General features: G+C 47.2%; 12 protein-coding genes. 8 read left to right on the top strand and 4 right to left on the bottom strand.

Annotation, left to right across the window (positions count from 1 at the left end):
- Positions 1-151: 151 nt before the first annotated feature.
- The 5 genes from FSB84_RS22025 to FSB84_RS22005 all read left to right on the top strand — a co-directional run bounded on the left by FSB84_RS22025 (position 152) and on the right by FSB84_RS22005 (position 7,950).
- On the top strand, positions 152-2,587 hold the full coding sequence (locus FSB84_RS22025; protein ID WP_130540024.1) for a T9SS type A sorting domain-containing protein: 2,436 nt from the start codon (positions 152-154) through the stop codon (positions 2,585-2,587).
- Positions 2,588-2,686: 99 nt separating this feature from the next.
- Complete coding sequence (locus FSB84_RS22020) at positions 2,687-3,277, top strand: RNA polymerase sigma-70 factor (protein WP_130540023.1); 591 nt, start codon at positions 2,687-2,689, stop codon at positions 3,275-3,277.
- A 20-nt stretch (positions 3,278-3,297) separates the two neighbouring features.
- A complete protein-coding gene (locus tag FSB84_RS22015) occupies positions 3,298-4,263 on the top strand; it encodes a FecR family protein (protein ID WP_130540022.1) in 966 nt (321 codons plus the stop codon).
- 109 nt (positions 4,264-4,372) lie between these two features.
- Entirely contained in the window at positions 4,373-6,907 is a 2,535-nt protein-coding gene (locus FSB84_RS22010; RefSeq protein ID WP_158644057.1) for a TonB-dependent receptor, read from the top strand.
- Between the two features lie 32 nt (positions 6,908-6,939).
- On the top strand, positions 6,940-7,950 hold the full coding sequence (locus FSB84_RS22005; RefSeq protein WP_158644056.1) for a DUF4249 family protein: 1,011 nt from the start codon (positions 6,940-6,942) through the stop codon (positions 7,948-7,950).
- Between the two features lie 5 nt (positions 7,951-7,955).
- On the opposite strand, the gene FSB84_RS22000 is transcribed toward FSB84_RS22005, so the two are convergent.
- The 4 genes from FSB84_RS22000 to FSB84_RS21985 are packed head-to-tail and all read right to left on the bottom strand — an operon-like array spanning position 7,956 to position 14,230.
- Positions 7,956-8,984, bottom strand: coding sequence for a tetratricopeptide repeat protein (locus FSB84_RS22000; RefSeq protein ID WP_130540019.1), 1,029 nt, complete (start codon positions 8,982-8,984; stop codon positions 7,956-7,958).
- 52 nt (positions 8,985-9,036) lie between these two features.
- Positions 9,037-10,986: a 1,4-alpha-glucan branching protein GlgB gene (gene glgB, locus FSB84_RS21995; protein ID WP_130540018.1), complete on the bottom strand. Its 1,950-nt coding sequence runs from the start codon at positions 10,984-10,986 to the stop codon at positions 9,037-9,039.
- 20 nt (positions 10,987-11,006) lie between these two features.
- Complete coding sequence (locus FSB84_RS21990; RefSeq protein ID WP_130540017.1) at positions 11,007-12,857, bottom strand: glycoside hydrolase family 13 protein; 1,851 nt, start codon at positions 12,855-12,857, stop codon at positions 11,007-11,009.
- Positions 12,854-14,230, bottom strand: coding sequence for an MFS transporter (locus FSB84_RS21985; protein WP_207234211.1), 1,377 nt, complete (start codon positions 14,228-14,230; stop codon positions 12,854-12,856). The genes FSB84_RS21990 and FSB84_RS21985 overlap by 4 nt, the downstream gene beginning before the upstream one ends.
- Before the next feature lie 130 nt (positions 14,231-14,360).
- Here FSB84_RS21985 and FSB84_RS21980 point away from each other — a divergent pair, with 130 nt between their 5' ends.
- Genes FSB84_RS21980 through FSB84_RS21970 form a run of 3 tightly spaced genes read left to right on the top strand, consistent with a single transcriptional unit; the run spans position 14,361 to position 16,499 of the window.
- The gene (locus tag FSB84_RS21980; protein WP_130540016.1) at positions 14,361-14,957 is read left to right on the top strand and encodes an RNA polymerase sigma factor; all 597 of its coding nucleotides are present in this window, start codon (positions 14,361-14,363) and stop codon (positions 14,955-14,957) included.
- Positions 14,958-15,011: 54 nt separating this feature from the next.
- Positions 15,012-16,187 carry a FecR family protein gene (locus FSB84_RS21975; protein ID WP_130540015.1) on the top strand — a complete coding sequence of 392 codons (1,176 nt, stop codon included), beginning with the start codon at positions 15,012-15,014 and terminating at the stop codon, positions 16,185-16,187.
- Between the two features lie 57 nt (positions 16,188-16,244).
- On the top strand, positions 16,245-16,499 hold the full coding sequence (locus FSB84_RS21970) for a hypothetical protein (RefSeq protein WP_130540014.1): 255 nt from the start codon (positions 16,245-16,247) through the stop codon (positions 16,497-16,499).
- The last annotated feature ends 5 nt before the right edge of the window (positions 16,500-16,504 follow it).

The raw sequence follows: 16,504 nt of genomic DNA, 5'->3' as shown, positions 1-16,504 counted from the left end.
TTTTAGAATTTCCCTTGACTTTTGACAAACTATTTCTATATTAGCAACGTAGATTTCTTTACATACTTCCACTTCCTATTAAGAGACCTCAAAGTCCATTTTCCTCCTCTCAGCTTATTGAACTCTGTCTCTGATCACCTAAAGGATATTTATGTCAAATCTCTACAAGACCCTTACAAGGATTGCATGCAATCTTATTGTACCAGTTTGCCTGTCTACAACGGCATATTCAGCAACGTTCATAGTAAATTCCAATGCATCGTCTGGTGCTGGCTCATTGGCGCAGGCCATTATAGATGCCAATACAAATCCAGGGGCGGATATCATCCGGTTCAACCTGCCTGCAGGTTCGCTGGTGATCAGTCTTACAAGTCCGCTTCCCGCTATTACAGGCGAGCTTTCCATTGAAGGCTACTCGCAGCCGGGAGCTGCACAGGGCAGTATTTCCGCTCGCACCATCCTGGTGCAGGTGGATGGAAATGCCATGGGCGGCAGCAATAATATTTTTACTATCGCTTCACAGAATGTAAGCATATCCGGTCTGGCAATTTCGCGCGCAACACGTTCGGGTATCTTTGTTCAGCAAGGCGCCAACAATGCATTCATCTGGGGAAACTTCATTGGTACTGATGCCACCGGTCTGGTTGCAAATGGAAATACCGGTGCTGGTGTTGCAGTAGACCTCAATGGTGCGCTGAGTGGCCCAGGTACCACAGGGGTTGTTGTGGGAACGAATGGTGATAATACGAATGATGCCAATGAAGGCAACCTGATCTCCGCTGCAACCGGAAACAGTGAAGGTGATGGCGTCATCTTCTGGAATACACAGAATTCAATTATTGCAGGAAACTATATAGGTGTTACGAGAAATGGCACCGCTGGTTCATTTGGAAATGCACGCAATGGGATCCTCCTGACCGTTTCTGCAAATAATAATGTGGTAGGAACAAATGGAAACGGCGTTAGTGATGCACTGGAAGGAAATATCATCGGCAACAATACCGGAAGAGGTATCCTGAACTGGCTCAGTAATGGCAATGTGATTGCAGGGAATAGAGTTGGCCTGGACATCAACAATGCTGCTGCCCCCAATGCAGAGCAGGGTATTCTCCTGGTGAACTGCCAGAATAACCGGGTTGGTACAAATGGTAGCGGCGGCAATGCCGCTGTGGAAGCCAATCTCATCGGTTTCAATATCAGTGACGGAGTAAGGATTGCAAACGATAACTTCCTGAATTATGGTCTTGGAAATACAGATAACACTACCGGTAATATCGTTGCAGGAAATGGTATCGGAACCGATCTGGCAGGAACACTTGATGCCGGCAACCAGGGAAGTGGAGTTCGTTTGTTGCATGATGGAGACTTCGCTTCATTATCGCTTTCAGGTAATATTATCGGATCAAATAATGATGGCAGTGAAGATGCAGCAGAGGGGAATCGAATTGCCAATAACAATAGTGGCGGCATCGTTGTGGATGCTGCAGCCAGTCTAACTGTTCTCGACAATAAATTCAGCCGTAACAGGATCTTCAGTAATAATGGCCAGTTGGGCATCGATCTTGGCGCCAACCTGGTTACCTCCAATGATGATGGCGATACAGACAATGGCCCCAATACTTTGCTCAATTTCCCCGTGATCACGTCAGTAACAGTGAATGGCGGCAATCTGACCATACAGGGATTCAGCCGTCCCAACAGCGTGATCGAGTTCTACATTGCTGATGCAGGCCCCAACCCTAACCCATTACCCGGCGGATACACTACCGATTTCGGTGAAGGTCAGACTTACCTGTTCCGTGGTCAGGATGATGCCACACTGGATGCACCCGATGCACAGTCTGGAACTTCCGGAACATACACGGCTACACAGGAAGGCACCGGAACCGGTAGTGACCGCACCGAAGCCAGGTTCAGTTTCACTATTCCTGTTGCCAGTTTGCCCGCTGCAGTAACCGCAGGAACACGTATCACTGCACTCGCATATATGAACGCAAGCGGCGCAGGAAATACATCCGAGTTCGGGCCGGTAAGTTCCATAGTGGCAACTCCTGTACGATTATTATCTCTCGATGCAACGTTGAACAATGGAAAAGTGTACATCAGGTGGAAGACTGCTGAAGAGATCAATAACGATCATTTCGAGATATTGAAAGCTACAGATGGTTCACAATACAATTCTATTGCAACTATCGCAGCCAAAGGAAGCAACAGCAGTTATCAGTTCATTGACAATAACCCTGAACGGGTGAATATGTATAAACTGAGGCAGGTAGATATCGATGGCCGTACAACCGATTCAAAGATCCTGGTGGTGCGTGCCGATCAGAACACCATAACCCTCAAAGCCGCTCCCAATCCATTCGGCTCCTACATCAATCTAAGCTATAAACTGGACCGCGAAGAATCGATCCGTGTTAAATTGTACAGTTTTAGCGGAGCTTTGGTAAGAACATACAACATTAAGGGTAATGCAGGCGTTAATACTACCAGCTTCACGGATCTGGGTAATCTGCCCGCCGGAAATTATACACTTGAGCTTACAGGAAGCTCCATCAGCCTGAAACAACAGGTGATCAAACAATAAAAGAACAAATAGAACAAATAGGGTTAAGAGGGAGGTTTAAAAGACCTCCCTCATTTTTTTACAGCCTTTACATTATTTTTACGTGCCCGTTATACCGGAATGTCTACCAATAGCCCACTATACCATCAGTTCCAGCAAGAGTTCTCGCATCATTACGAACCTCTTTGTCAATACGCATTTTCCTTCGTGAAGGAAATTCATGCAGCTGAAGACATAGTGCAGGACATTTTTGTGCATGTATGGGAAAAAAAGCAAAGCCTGGTGGGCAATGAAGGCATGCGTTATTACCTCTTCACTGCTGTCCGCAATAATTGTCTTACCTGGTTACAAAGGAATAAAAGATCAGTGGTAACAACCCTTACCGGCCAGGAGGGGCTGCAGACCGCACCGGAAGAATACCGGAAGGAAAAAACTGAAACGGACTTTCATACTTTGATGCAATCCGCACTTGATAAACTCCCGCCAAAATGCAGGGAGGTATTTGTGCTCAGCCGCATGAGCAAACTCACCTACCAGGAAATTGCAGATACACAGGGCATCTCCGTGAAAACAGTGGAAAACCAAATGGGCAAAGCCCTCAGGATATTAAGAAATTTCATCAGGGAACGGCAGGCTTATCTTACTGTTTTGTTGTTTTCTATTTTTTATTCGCTTATCATGATAGGGGTTTATGCCCGTTTCATGTTATAGTAATTTAGCACATACCCCGTATGGATGACCAGATCACAGAAATAATCGCCCGTAAATTCCAGGGAACTGCCAGTCAGCAGGATCTTGCACTCCTGGAGCAATGGCTGGATGCAGCAGCAGAGAACCGCCAGGAATTTGAACAGCTGGAACAGATCTGGAACAAAGGCGCAGAGCTTTTCCAGCTCACTACTTTCAATAACGGCCCCGCCTGGGAGAAAGTGGACCATACCATCCGCAAGAAAGAAAAAAGATCTGCTGTATTTCCCATCAAGCGACTGGCCATTGCCGTTGGCTTTCTGGCAGCCATCTTCACCGCCTGGTACATCTGGAAGTCCGGCGATGCTTCCATGCAGCTGGTAAAAGCCACCAATGCCAATCAGCCCGTTACGCTCCCCGATGGTTCTTCCGTGGTGCTTCGCAAAGGAACAACCATTCAATATGCAAGCAGGTTCAATGGTTCTGTAAGACGCGTTGAGCTGAAAGGTGAAGCCTGGTTCCAGGTGCAACCCGATACACAACAACCTTTCCTGATTTCCACCGATCATTCCACCATCAAAGTACTCGGAACTTCCTTCCTGGTGAATGCAACAGATGAAGGAGACGAAGTGATCGTCTCCACCGGAAAGGTAAGTATGGCCGGCAAACAAAAAGAAGGCAAACAGGTGATCCTTACTGCCGGACAAAAAGCCCTGCTCAGCGAGGGAGAACTGCTTCAGGAAGCTGTTTCCGACAGCAACTATCTCGCATGGAAAACAGGTATACTGGAATTCAGGAACACACCGCTTCCGGATGTGCTGGACGATCTCTCTGATTACTACGGTCTTCAGCTGATCATTCCCGATACACTGCTTCCCTCATTTCAACAGTTGAACATCAATGCAAGGTTTCTGAACCAACCAGTATCGGAAGTGCTGGAAGAACTAAGGTTGACCACCGGATTGCAGACAAAAGATGAAGCCGGACGCATTATTTTTTTCCGGAATTAGGCGCGGAATATTGCCAAAAAATGCCATATTGCCCAGCCTAAACCTCCCGCTGGATCAGCGTTGACGCATGAAGGGCTTACTCTCCACATTATTTTTCCTGTTTCTGTGCATGAACTCCGCGCTTCATGCACAGCAAAGGATTTTGAGTACGCCCTTCTCTCCTGCTTTCGATAAGGGAAGCATCCACTCCTTCCTGGAAGATATCAATCAGCGCAGTCAGATTATCATAGAATATGCATCTTCGGTTGTAGATACAGGTAAGGTGATAGTGATCTATGATAAGCCCACCACAATTGGCGCTTTGTTGCAACAGGTTTTGAATTCGCAAAAAGTCCGAATAACAGAAAGGAATGGTAAGATCATCCTCACACCTGCATCCACTCCCCTTCCCGAAGATGCACTTCTCAGCTGGTACACAGTATTCGGCTTTGTGAAAGACGAAGCCAGTGGCGAGCCTCTTACCGATGCCTCAGTGTGGGACCCTGTCCGCCATCGTGGAGCCTATGCCAATCAGCACGGCTATTTCACCATCAAACTTCCGGAAGGAAAACAAACATTACAATTCAGCTATGCAGGGTATACAACAGTTACCATTGCACTCTCCGATCTTCAGCAAGACAGCAGGAAGGATATAAAGCTGCAAACTGTTCCTCCGATCCCTGAAGTGGTGATCTCGGAGGAACAAAGGCAAAAGAAAGAAGGAGCCGATAAAGTGAATGCCGAAGATTACAACAATGTACTTGGTGAACCCGATGTGCTGCGGAGCCTGTACCAGTTACCGGGTGTGAAGAATGTAGCCGATATTCCCAATGGCATTCTCGTGCGCGGCGGCAATCCCGGTGAGAACTTATTCCTGCTGGATGGCAATCCTGTTTTCAATCCTATGCACCTGTTGGGCTCATTACCGATCGTGAACCAGACCGCGCTCAAGAATATGTACGTGTACAAGAGCAATTTCCCATCCCGCTTTGGCGGCGGCCTCAGCTCTGTGATGGATGTGAACACGAAAGATGGAAATATGAAAAAATGGAAAGGAGAGATCAATGCGGGCGTACTGGCTGGGTCTTTCACCATTGAAGGGCCTGTGAAAAAAGACAGAACTGCCATCATGCTAAGCTTCCGCCATAGCTGGGTGAATCCATTTCTCCGTCTCATTCAGCGCGGCGTAAACCTTAACTTTTACGATCTTCAGTTCAAAGCCACACAACTGATAGGAAAGAAAGATAAACTGATGCTGAATGTATATGCAGGCGATGATAACCTGCACCTCTGGGAAGGCAATACCGATAATCGCCACCAGTGGGGCAATAAGAATATGGCGCTTACATGGAACAGATTGCTCGGACCAAAAGCATTCGTGAATACTTCGGTTAATCTAAGCAGTTATAATAATATTGCCGGCTTCCGGTACAGTTTGTACGACAGCTCCGGTGTGATGGTGCAAAACAAAGTGTACAATATCTTTTCCAGTATCAGGCAGTACAACATAAGGTCCGTGCTGGAACTAACGCCGTCCAATAACTGGCGTATGAATATGGGTGGAAAGATGTCTTACACCAAGATCAAACCATTCACCAGGAATGTAACACAGGACTTCATTGATGACCCTGATGAGTTCAGCACCTTCCCTGCTTTGTCTTTCCGCGAATATGTATTGTTCTATGAATCTGAATTCAAAGCAGGCAGGCGATTGACTGTGCGGCCCGGTATACATTATTCGCATTATATCTACAGGGATTTCAGTTTCAATAGCTGGCAACCCAGGTTCTATGCAGCTTACAGACTGGATGCACATCAGCAGCTTAGCATTGCCTGGAGCCAGATGGGACAATACCTTCACCAGGTCACCAATCCCTATATGGGCGTGAACAGCGATGCCTGGGTGCCGGCAACAAGGAAACTGCAGCCGGAACAAAGCAGGATGGTGAATGCCGGCTATCTCTATCAGAATAAGAAGCTGGGCACATTCAGTGCAGAATTCTATTACAAGAAACTGCAAAACGTTACCAACTATATTGAGGGCAAAAATCTTTTCCTGAACAATACCGGTTGGGAACAATCGGTACAAACAGGAAAAGGCTGGAGCTATGGAGGAGAATTCATGTTCTTCAAAAAAACGGAAAAATGGACTGCCCAGCTCAGTTATACTTTATCGTGGAACTGGCGTCAGTTCAGGTCTGTGAATAAGGGCGCGAAATTCCCATTCAAGTATGATCGCAGGCATGATCTCAATATTGCAGCCTCCTACCGGATCGGGAAGAGATGGAATTGCGCAGCCCTGTGGACTTTCGCTACAGGCGATGTGTTCACGCTTCCCAGCCTGGTGTATCCCGATTTCGATGATGCGCAGCAGATCAAAGACCCACTGGCGCCTGATGAATACAGGTTGATCTACCAGTACACCAGCTCCAAAGCCTATCGCACACCCTCCTATCACCGGCTGGATGTTTCTGCAGGTTTCCATCACCTGTTGAAACCTGCATTGCCCGCAAAACTGATCATCGGCATTTACAATGTCTATGGCGCGCCCAGCCAGTATGTGTATGACCTGGAAGGATCGATGGGCAGAAGATCATTGGTGGTGAGTACCCGTTACCAGTTCTTCAGTATCACTCCTTATTTATCCTACAATATCAGTTTCTGATGCAGCCGGTTAAATTACTATATCCGTTTTTGTTGTTACTGTTGATCAGTAGCGGACCAGGCTGCAAGAAGAATTTCCTGCCCGATACAGACGACGAAGATAAACTGGTGGTACTGGCGGAAGTCACTGCCGGCGACCTTGTGCGTATTCCTGTAGCCCGCACCATCCGTGCAGGCAGTGGCAATCTCATCAATTTTGAAAAAGTGAACGATGCTACAGTTGTGCTCAGTGAAGAGAGTGGACATAAATGGATCCTGCGGGCCGACAAATCAACACAATTCGCCAATAACCCTGCCTCTGTATTTACTGTCAGGCATTATTACAGGCCCAATACCAACTATACACTGGAGGTGAGCCATCCCGTATTGGGCAACGCCCGGGCTGTAACTTCTGTACCAAATCCTGTACAGGTGGAAAAGCTGGATACGGCATCTGCACTAAGACAGGGAAAACCTGTACTGGAAGTGAAGCTTGTGCTGAAAGACCTGCCCGATCAATTGGAAAATTATGTGATAGAAGCAGTGAAACAAGTGTTGAAGATCAGTATCAGCTTTACTTACAACGGAACCAAATATAATTGCGATACGGAGGAGGGAAAAAAATTGTATGAACAGGTGAAGAATGATCCTGCGGTAAAAACGGAAAAAGATACAATCCCTTTACAGCAATTCCTTCGTCTCAATCTGTATTCGAAAGACATTCACATCGAGAACCTGCGTTTCGACGGAGCGGATAATCCTTTCCGTCGCATCTTCCTGTCTGATCAGTATTTTACGGCCAATAGATACGAACTGAAATTCAGTATCGATAAATCATTCTTCATATCTGAAAAAGAGGACCAGAAAGGCCGTGTATTACTACAGGTTAAATCCGCCAGCCGGGAACTGTACAGGTATCTCATAACTTATGAGAAATACAAAACCGATTTCGGTTCCATTCCCGCCAACCAGCTGGGTTCACCAGCAGGCAATGTACAATATGGCCTCGGTGTGTTTGGCGGTGCTACGCAACTTGAGAAAGTATATTATTTCGACGAACTGTAAGCGGCTTACAACCCGTTCGGCATCTTCTTTTCGGTACGTTGCCTGGCAAGGCCCGGATCCAGTTCGATAGCCTTATCGCAGAGTTGTTGCCCTTTCTCTTTTTCCCCTTTTTTCATATAGGCCATACCGATCATGAAGAGTGCATTGGCATTCTTCGGATCGATGGTAAATATCCTGTCCCACATATTGATGGCGTCCTGGAATTTTCCTGCCTTGTAGTAAGCTTCGCCGATAGTATACATCAGTTCTTTATCGCCTGGCCTGTTCTTCAGCATCTGGTCCATGATCTCCATTCCCTTGTTGAACTGACCGGTATTGAGATAGGCGTTGCCGAGATTTTCGAGGTAATCGTTCGTTTTCTTGTAGCCTTTTGCTCCTGCTCTTTCGAACCAGTAGATCGCTTTCTTATCATCAGGGATGGCGTAATAAGCAAGACCTGCTTCGTACATCCATCGTGCATTGGAAGTATCCCTTTCGATGGCTTGTTCATAACAACCGGCGGCGCGTTTGTAATTGCTCATCTCGATGAAGGCGCGCGCTGCGATATAGGGCGTTTCTGCTTTATTGGGATCGTCTTTGAAAGCGAGTTCACAGTATTTTAGTGCGTCTCCGTAGTGCTCCAGCTCGTAGTGTGCCTTGGCGAGATAGAAGTTGTTCGATTTCTTGCTGCCGAGTTGTTTCATGCGATCCGCAAGACGGATCAGGTCTTCCCATTTGCGCATGTTCACACTCAGATCAGCGAGATTCTCCACAACAGTCAGATTGTTGGGATCTGCCCTTTCCACTGCCAGCAGCTTTTCTCTCGCTTCTGCATAGCGATTCATCTCCTGCAATACGGCAGCAAGATCAATTTGAACAGCTGTGTTTTTGGGATCGAATTGAGAAGCCTTCAGGAAGTTCTTTTCTGCTTCCTTATAACGCCGGGCTTGTTTTTCTGCATTGCCTTTCTGTTGATAGAAAGCGGCGCTGTCTGCTTGACTGTAGGCGGCTGCGGACATTAGCAAGCCACCTGCAATAACGAGGTACTTAACCATGTTTCAGAGTATTGGATCTTATAAGGTATACGTGTACGTGTAAAGGTTGAGATCAACGTAAAACCACTGCTCCCAACGCCGGTAAATGTACGTTTATTTCGTAAAGGAGCTGATTTTTGTCCACTAAAATGGTATTAATTTCAGGATTGAACACGTCTCCCGTTCCCCAATACTTTTTATCATCTGAATTGTAGACCTCTTTCCACGACTTTTTCCCTTTGGCATACAGCTTCCAGTCGCGCCTCACTTCAGGAGTAAGGTTAAGAATTACCAGGATGTCGTTTTCAGGAAGTTTGCCTTTTCGTCTGTAAGCCACCACACATTCATCGCGATGGTTGAGATCGATCCATTCGAATCCTTTTTCACTGAACTGGTATTCGTATAATGCAGGTTCTGACCGAAGCAGTTTATTGAGATCCCGTACGCAATCTTTCAGCTTGCTATGCGGTTCATATTGCAGCAGGTACCATTGCAGTTCGGATTTGTAATTCCATTCTTCCGTAGCTCCGAATTCGTTGCCCATGAACAGGAGTTTGCCTCCGGGATGTGTGAACATGTAAGTGTAGAGTGTCCGGAGATTGGCATGTTTCTGCCATTCATCGCCGGGCATTTTGTAAAGCATGGGGCTTTTGCCGTGTACTACTTCATCATGACTGAGGGGCAGCATGAAATTCTCATCATAGTAGTACATCATGCTGAAGGCGAATTTATCCTGGTAATGGCTTCTGAACAACGGGTCCATATGGAAGTAGTCCAGTGTATCGTGCATCCAGCCCATCATCCATTTCATGCCGAATCCGAGCCCGTCTGCATAAGTGGGTCTCGATACTCCCGGCCAGTCTGTTGCTTCTTCGGCAATGGTTTGTACATCCGGGAAATCGCGGTAGATGGTTTCGTTGAGATCGCGGATGAAAGCAATGGCTTCGATATTGCCATCGCCGCCGAACTCATTCGGTTCCCATTGACCGTGAGTACGGGAGTAGTTGAGCTTGATCACGGAGCTCACTGCATCAACGCGGATACCATCGATATGGAAAAGATCGAACCAGAATCTTGCGCTGCTGATGAGGAATGATTTTATTTCTCCGCGTTTATAGTTGAAGATATAACTGTTCCAGTCCGGGTGAAATCCCTTGCGCATGTCAGCATATTCATAGGTATGATTTCCATCGAACATGAAGAGGCCATGCGCATCGTAGGGAAAATGTGAAGGCACCCAATCCAGTATCACGCCAATGCCTGCCTGGTGCAATGCATTGATCAGTTCCATGAATGCCTGCGGATCTCCAAAGCGGGATGTTGGCGCAAAGTAACCTGTGCCCTGGTAGCCCCAGCTTCCATCGAACGGATGTTCCATCACGGGCATGAACTCAACATGCGTGAATTGCATTTCCAAAAGATAGGGCACCAGTCTTTCACGTATCTGATCGTAGGTATTGTAGCTTTCTTCGTCGTTCGGATGCGGGCGCATCCAGCTGGCGAGATGCATCTCATACACGCTCCAGGGCGCATCAGTAGCATTGTGTGCAGCACGATTTTCCATCCATTCACTGTCCTTCCATTCATAATCCAGGTTCCAGGTGATACTGGCTGTTTGCGGCCTTCGTTCCCAGAAATTCGCATAGGGATCTCCTTTATCAAGCCTGCGTCCCTTGTAACCATGGATATGGTACTTGTACACTTCGCCCTTTGCCATACCGGGAATGAAACCTTCCCAGATGCCTGAATTGTCCAATCGCACAGTCAGCGGGTGGGACTCTGTATCCCAGTGATTGAAGTTCCCGATCACAGACACATACGTGGCATTGGGTGCCCACACGGCAAAATAATAACCGGGCTGTTCCAATACAGTTATCGCATGCGATCCGAAAAGCTCATAGAGTGAGTAATTCGTTCCCTGCTGATAATTGCTGATGTCCTCATCTGAAAAAAGCGAATAATTCCACACCGGACGGGTGGTATCTACAAAATGCAATTCCTCATACTTCAAGGGTGGTACCATGGTACTTAAAGATACAGGAATTATCGAACCAATTCAGCAGTGAGCAAGGTATATGACGGAATGGTAATAGAATCTCTGATACTGATATCTTGATTGGTGATGATGTCCCTGGCACTGCTGAATCCTTTGAATCGCTCTTCAAAACGGGATGCAGCAATGGTTTTGGGTTGATCGTTGGTGTTCATGATGCAGAGGATGGTCTGCTTTGCATCATAACGGAAGTAAACATACACGCCATCTTCCGGAACATATTGCATCATTTTTCCATGTTGCAATGCAGGGGAACCAAGCCTGAACCTCGACAGGCTGCGCATATGATTGAATACCTCATTCTCTTCAGGTGTTCTTCCGGCTGCTGTGAATTTGTTGCTGGAATCTCCTGCCCATCCGCCCGGGAAATCCTGGCGCACCAGTCCGTCAGGGTTGGCAAATCCTTTGAGCAGAACTTCAGTTCCGTAATAGAGTTGTGGGATGCCCCTGTACGTGAGCAGCCAGCTTAGTCCCATTTTCAGTTTGGGGATGCTCTCTCCTACCTGAGAATAGAAACGGCTGATATCATGATTATCCAAAAAGATCACATTGCGTTTGGGATCTTTATACAGAAAATCTTTGGCAGCGGTGCTGTACAATTTGTTCACGCCATCCGTCCAGCCGAAAGCCTGTGTGAGTGCAGGTACGATACCATAGAGATTGAGCTGGAAATCCGTAACGCCAGGCAGGTTGCTTTTATAGGGAATATCGATATTGTTGGCTGCAAAATAGCTCTGGTTGGCCACTCCGTGCACCCATGTTTCGCCGAAGATATGCAGTTGCGGATATTCATCCAGCAGGGCTTTGTTGCAGCGGTTCATGAATTCGAGATCATTGTAGGCGTAGGTATCGATGCGCCATCCGTCCAGTCCGAATTCTTCCGTGCACCAGATAGCGTGCTGAATGAGAAAATTCGCCATGAAAGGATTGTGCTGATTGAGATCAGGCATGCCGGGCACGAACCAGCCATCGCTCATTTTCTTTTTATCGATAGCTGCCGCATAGGGATCCATCAGCGTTTGATCCTTATAGGTAGTATTGGTATACGATGGCCACCAGTGGAACCAGCTGCTGTCCGGCATTTCCTTATACAGGAAATGATGGATGCCAACATGGTTGTATACAGCATCCTGGATGATCTTCATGTCGCGTTTGTGCAGTGCGTTGATCAGGCTGTGATAGGCTTTGATGCCTCCAAGACGGGGATCGATGCTGTAATGATCGGTGGCTGCATAGCCGTGTTCCGTACGGTTGGGCATATCGTTCTCCAGGACTGGATTCAGCCAGAGTGCCGTTACGCCGATGTCCTGCAGATAGTCCAGTTGATTTTCGATCCCTTTCAGGTCGCCTCCATGCCTGTGCCAGATATCCGATCTGTCGAGGCTTTGGTCCAGCATGCCCGGCACCTTATCGTTGGAAGGGTCGCCATTGCTGAAGCGGTCCGGCATGATGAGATAGATAAAGTCTTCCGTACCTACGCCTTTGATCCGTGTGCGGCCATTGCCTTTATCGCGCGCTTTCAGGATATATTTGACCTGCTTTGCAGATTTCCCTTTTTCTGCAAAACTGAATTGCAACTCTCCGGGCTTTGCAGTGCCTCCGATCTGGAGATCGATAGCCAGGTAATCAGGGTTCTTGAATGTATGAGTACCTTTCAATTGTACGCCAGCATAGGGTTTCAGGGCTACATTCGTTTTCCCGATGCCCGGAGATTTTACCAGCAATTGCAATTGCTGGTTCTTCATGCCTGCCCACCAATGCGTTGGATAAACATTCAATGTTTGCTGCGACTGCACGGAGGCAGTCAACAGTAATGCACATACGAAATAGATCAGTCTCATGCAATATTTTTTTCTTCTTTGATGCGAATGGCACCCGGGTCGTATACATAGATCACGCTGATAGCTGCGCAGAGCATGAATACTCCTGCCAGAACCAGCGCATATACCGGCTCGTTATTGTACACATATTTTACGATCGGTCCTCCGATGATGCCATTCAATATCTGTGGAATAGTGATGAAGAAATTGAAGATCCCCATGTAGATGCCCATCTTCCCTGCGGGAATGGATCCTGAGAGGATCACATAAGGCATGGCCAGGATACTGGCCCAGGCAATGCCCACACAAACCATCGATCCGATGAGGAATTCCTTGTTTGGTGCAAAATAGATGCTGATCAGACCTATCCCGCCGATCAGCAGGCTGATGGCATGCGTCTGTTTCCTTCCGATCTTCTTCGCAATGGCAGGTAACAGTAATGCATATACGGCAGACACGCCATTGTACACGGCGAAGATCACGCCTGTCCAGCCCTGTGCTTCCCTGTACAGTTTGGAGCTTTTATCATCGATGGACAATCCGAAAATATGTGTGGAGATAGTATCAGTTGTGAACACCCACATCCCGAACAAGGCAAACCAGCTGAAGAACTGCACCAGTCCAAGTTGCTTCATGGTGCGCGGCATCTTTGCAAAATCTTTCAGGATAACGCTCAGCCCTTCTTTCTTCACCTCATGTTCTCCGTGGTATTTCGCATACTCCTCAGGGGGATATTCCTTCGTTTTAAAAACGGTCCAGAGCACACTCAGTACAAACACGCTGGAGCCGATATAGAAAGCCAGCTTCACATTATCAGCCACCACTCCTGCAGGCGCTTCTGCATTCACGCCGAACCATTTGCTTAAAATTTCAGGCAGCGCAGATCCCAATACAGCTCCTACTCCTATCAGGCAGGTCTGTACTGCAAATCCTTTTGTTCGTTGTGAATCCGGAAGATTATCTGCCACCAATGCCCTGAATGGTTCCATAGCCAGGTTGAAACAGGCGTCCATGATCATGAGGAATCCTGCCCCGATGATCACCAGTGGTGCGATATTCCCTAAGATATTTGCATTGGGCATCAGCGCGAGTGCGCTGGAACTGAGGATGGCTCCTGCGAGAAAATAAGGTCTGCGTCTTCCGAGCCTGTTCCAGGTTCTGTCGGAATAATGGCCAACAATGGGCTGAACGATCAATCCGATCAGCGGCGCCGCCAGCCAGAACCAGCTCAGGTGTTCCACTTCCGCACCATAATTGCGGAGGATCCCGCTGGCATTGGAGTTCTGCAAAGCAAATCCGAACTGGATCCCGAGGAATCCGAAGCTCATATTGAAGATCTGGGCAGCAGTGAGTTTGGGCTTGGGGAGAATGCTGTTTGTTTTGGCTGAAACCATGGCAATCGTTGATTTGAGAGTTGGAAGATAGGGATTATTGTGTAATTAATACGCATTAGTTTTTTCTTATCCGGATGCAGACAACGAGAGCAGGAAATCTACGGAATATTTTTTTGACTACTTTTGGTCGTTGCGTTTAAGTGTTAATGATACAGAATTATTAAGGGCTTTCCGGGAAGGCCAGGGTACGGCTTATGAGGCTATTTACGAACACTTCATTGAAGGGCTGTTCGTTTTTGCAGATCATATGGTCAGGGACACGCAGGTTGCCGAAGACATCGCCATACAGGCGCTCGCAAAAAGTTTCACCAGGCACCAGGATTTTGAGACGCTGGCAAAACTCAAATCATTTCTGTTCACTTCAGCAAACAATGCTGCGCTCGATTATATCAAAACCCAGAAAAGACATTCCAGGGCGCACCAGGAAATCAAATACCTGCAGAATGAAATGGATGATGCAGAGCTGAACTATATCAGGTCTGAAGCCATACTTGCAGTCAATGCCGCCATTGAAGCCCTGCCCTCCCAGCTTCAGCGGGTGATCCGTCTTTCATTTGTTGAGGGAATGAAATTGACCGAAGTGGCTGCAGAAATGCAGCTTTCCTATAATACCGTTCAGAATTACAAGGCACGTGCACTCGAACTGATGCGGCTGCATCTTCTGGGAAATAAATGGCTCACCTCTGCCGGGCTTTGGCTCACACTATCGCTGCTGGAAAAGAAATAAAAATATTTTTAGCGAGACGGGTATACTTTTAAAAGTTGGTCGTTTTACTGAAGAATGACTCCACGCTCTGAACATATCGCCCGATTATTTGACAAGTACCTGAAAGGAGAAATTTCTCCTGCTGAATTGGAGGAACTGGAAAGCTGGCGGCAGGTCAGTCCGCGCCATGATGCTGCATTTGAGGAACTGCTGGATGGTCAATACCTGTCTGACTGGCTTCACCGAAAACAATTGCTCAACAAGGAGCGCGCGCTTGCAATATTGCAGCAACAGTTCCCTGAGATGAAACCGGCCATTGATTTGCCGCAGGTTTCCAAAGTTGTACGCCGTGTATCTATTCTGAGAACTGCCTGGCTCCGCTACGCAGCTGCAATCATACTCCTGTTTGGTGCAGGTACTTATTTTTATTTCAGGCAGCTAAAGCAGGATACGCAAATAACCGGTACAGGACCATCAACCAATAAGAAAGATATTCTTCCCGGAACCAATCGTGCAGTGCTTACATTATCCGGCGGACAACAAGTGGTGCTGGACAGTTCCGCCGCAGGTACCATCCGCGATGGAGCATTATCCATTGAAAACAGCCAGGGATCAATATCCTATTCAAATACAGGCATAGTCCTCATCAATACTATCACCACACCGAAGGGAGGACAATTCCAGCTTACACTGGCCGATGGTACAAAGGTTTGGCTGAATGCCGCCAGTTCCATTACTTATCCTACAGCATTTACAGACAAAAAACGGGAAGTGAATATTACTGGCGAAGTATTTTTCGAAGTTGCGCCCAATGCCTCGAAGTCTTTCGTGGTAAGAACACCTGAGGAGGAAATAGTAGTATTGGGAACTGCATTTAACGTCAATGCCTATCCTGACGAGAACGGGGTGAAAACCTCGCTGCTCAATGGCAGGGTGAAAATTGGAGAAAAGATATTGGTGCCCGGGCAAGCTTTCCTTAACGGGCATATTGCAGCAACAGATATAGATCAGGACCTGGCCTGGAAGAACGGTGTATTCAATTTCAGGAATATTCCATTCGACAAAGCCATGCGTCAACTGGCAAGATGGTACGATATGGAAATAGTCTACGATGCCGGAGTTCCCAAAAAGATGCTGGATGGAGAAATGGACAGGGATTTATCATTGAAAGATGCCCTGGACGGATTGGATGGTATGGGCGCCAGTTTCAGAATTGAAGGAAGAATTTTGCACGTACGTGCTCTACAATAATTAAGCCTTGTCCTCGGAATTTTATTTATGTTTCGAGCGACGTCAAACGCCCTCAGCGTGAGAAAGAAAACCGGGAATGGGCAAACATTCCCGGAAAAGTTTCGGGATATAAACGAAAAACCATTTAGCGAAAGTTTATTCATCAACCCAAAACCTGCCTGTGGTAAACAGGCTGCTGCAAAAGTATGTTATTTACTGCTTTTTGTAATCGGAATCGCATTGCTATCAGGGAAAACCGGCATGCGCTCCGGTTATTTAACAAACCGGTTGAAGCCGAAAGCGGCTATACTGCTGAGAGGCTTTCTTCCGTAACCCAA

This window comes from Pseudobacter ginsenosidimutans, assembly GCF_007970185.1.
Taxonomy (GTDB): domain Bacteria; phylum Bacteroidota; class Bacteroidia; order Chitinophagales; family Chitinophagaceae; genus Pseudobacter; species Pseudobacter ginsenosidimutans.
Note: the sequence above shows the minus strand (reverse complement) of the source record. Positions and strands in the feature narration are given on the sequence as shown.

Bases quoted from the DNA above. Each gene is read 5' to 3' on its own strand.
- FSB84_RS22025 (WP_130540024.1), top strand. From the start codon at position 152: ATGTCAAATCTCTACAAGACCCTTACAAGGATTGCATGCAATCTTATT.
- FSB84_RS22020 (WP_130540023.1), top strand. From the start codon at position 2,687: ATGTCTACCAATAGCCCACTATACCATCAGTTCCAGCAAGAGTTCTCG.
- FSB84_RS22015 (WP_130540022.1), top strand. From the start codon at position 3,298: ATGGATGACCAGATCACAGAAATAATCGCCCGTAAATTCCAGGGAACT.
- FSB84_RS22010 (WP_158644057.1), top strand. From the start codon at position 4,373: ATGAACTCCGCGCTTCATGCACAGCAAAGGATTTTGAGTACGCCCTTC.
- FSB84_RS22000 (WP_130540019.1), bottom strand. From the start codon at position 8,984: ATGGTTAAGTACCTCGTTATTGCAGGTGGCTTGCTAATGTCCGCAGCC.
- glgB (WP_130540018.1), bottom strand. From the start codon at position 10,986: ATGGTACCACCCTTGAAGTATGAGGAATTGCATTTTGTAGATACCACC.
- FSB84_RS21990 (WP_130540017.1), bottom strand. From the start codon at position 12,857: ATGAGACTGATCTATTTCGTATGTGCATTACTGTTGACTGCCTCCGTG.
- FSB84_RS21985 (WP_207234211.1), bottom strand. From the start codon at position 14,230: ATGGTTTCAGCCAAAACAAACAGCATTCTCCCCAAGCCCAAACTCACT.
- FSB84_RS21975 (WP_130540015.1), top strand. From the start codon at position 15,012: ATGACTCCACGCTCTGAACATATCGCCCGATTATTTGACAAGTACCTG.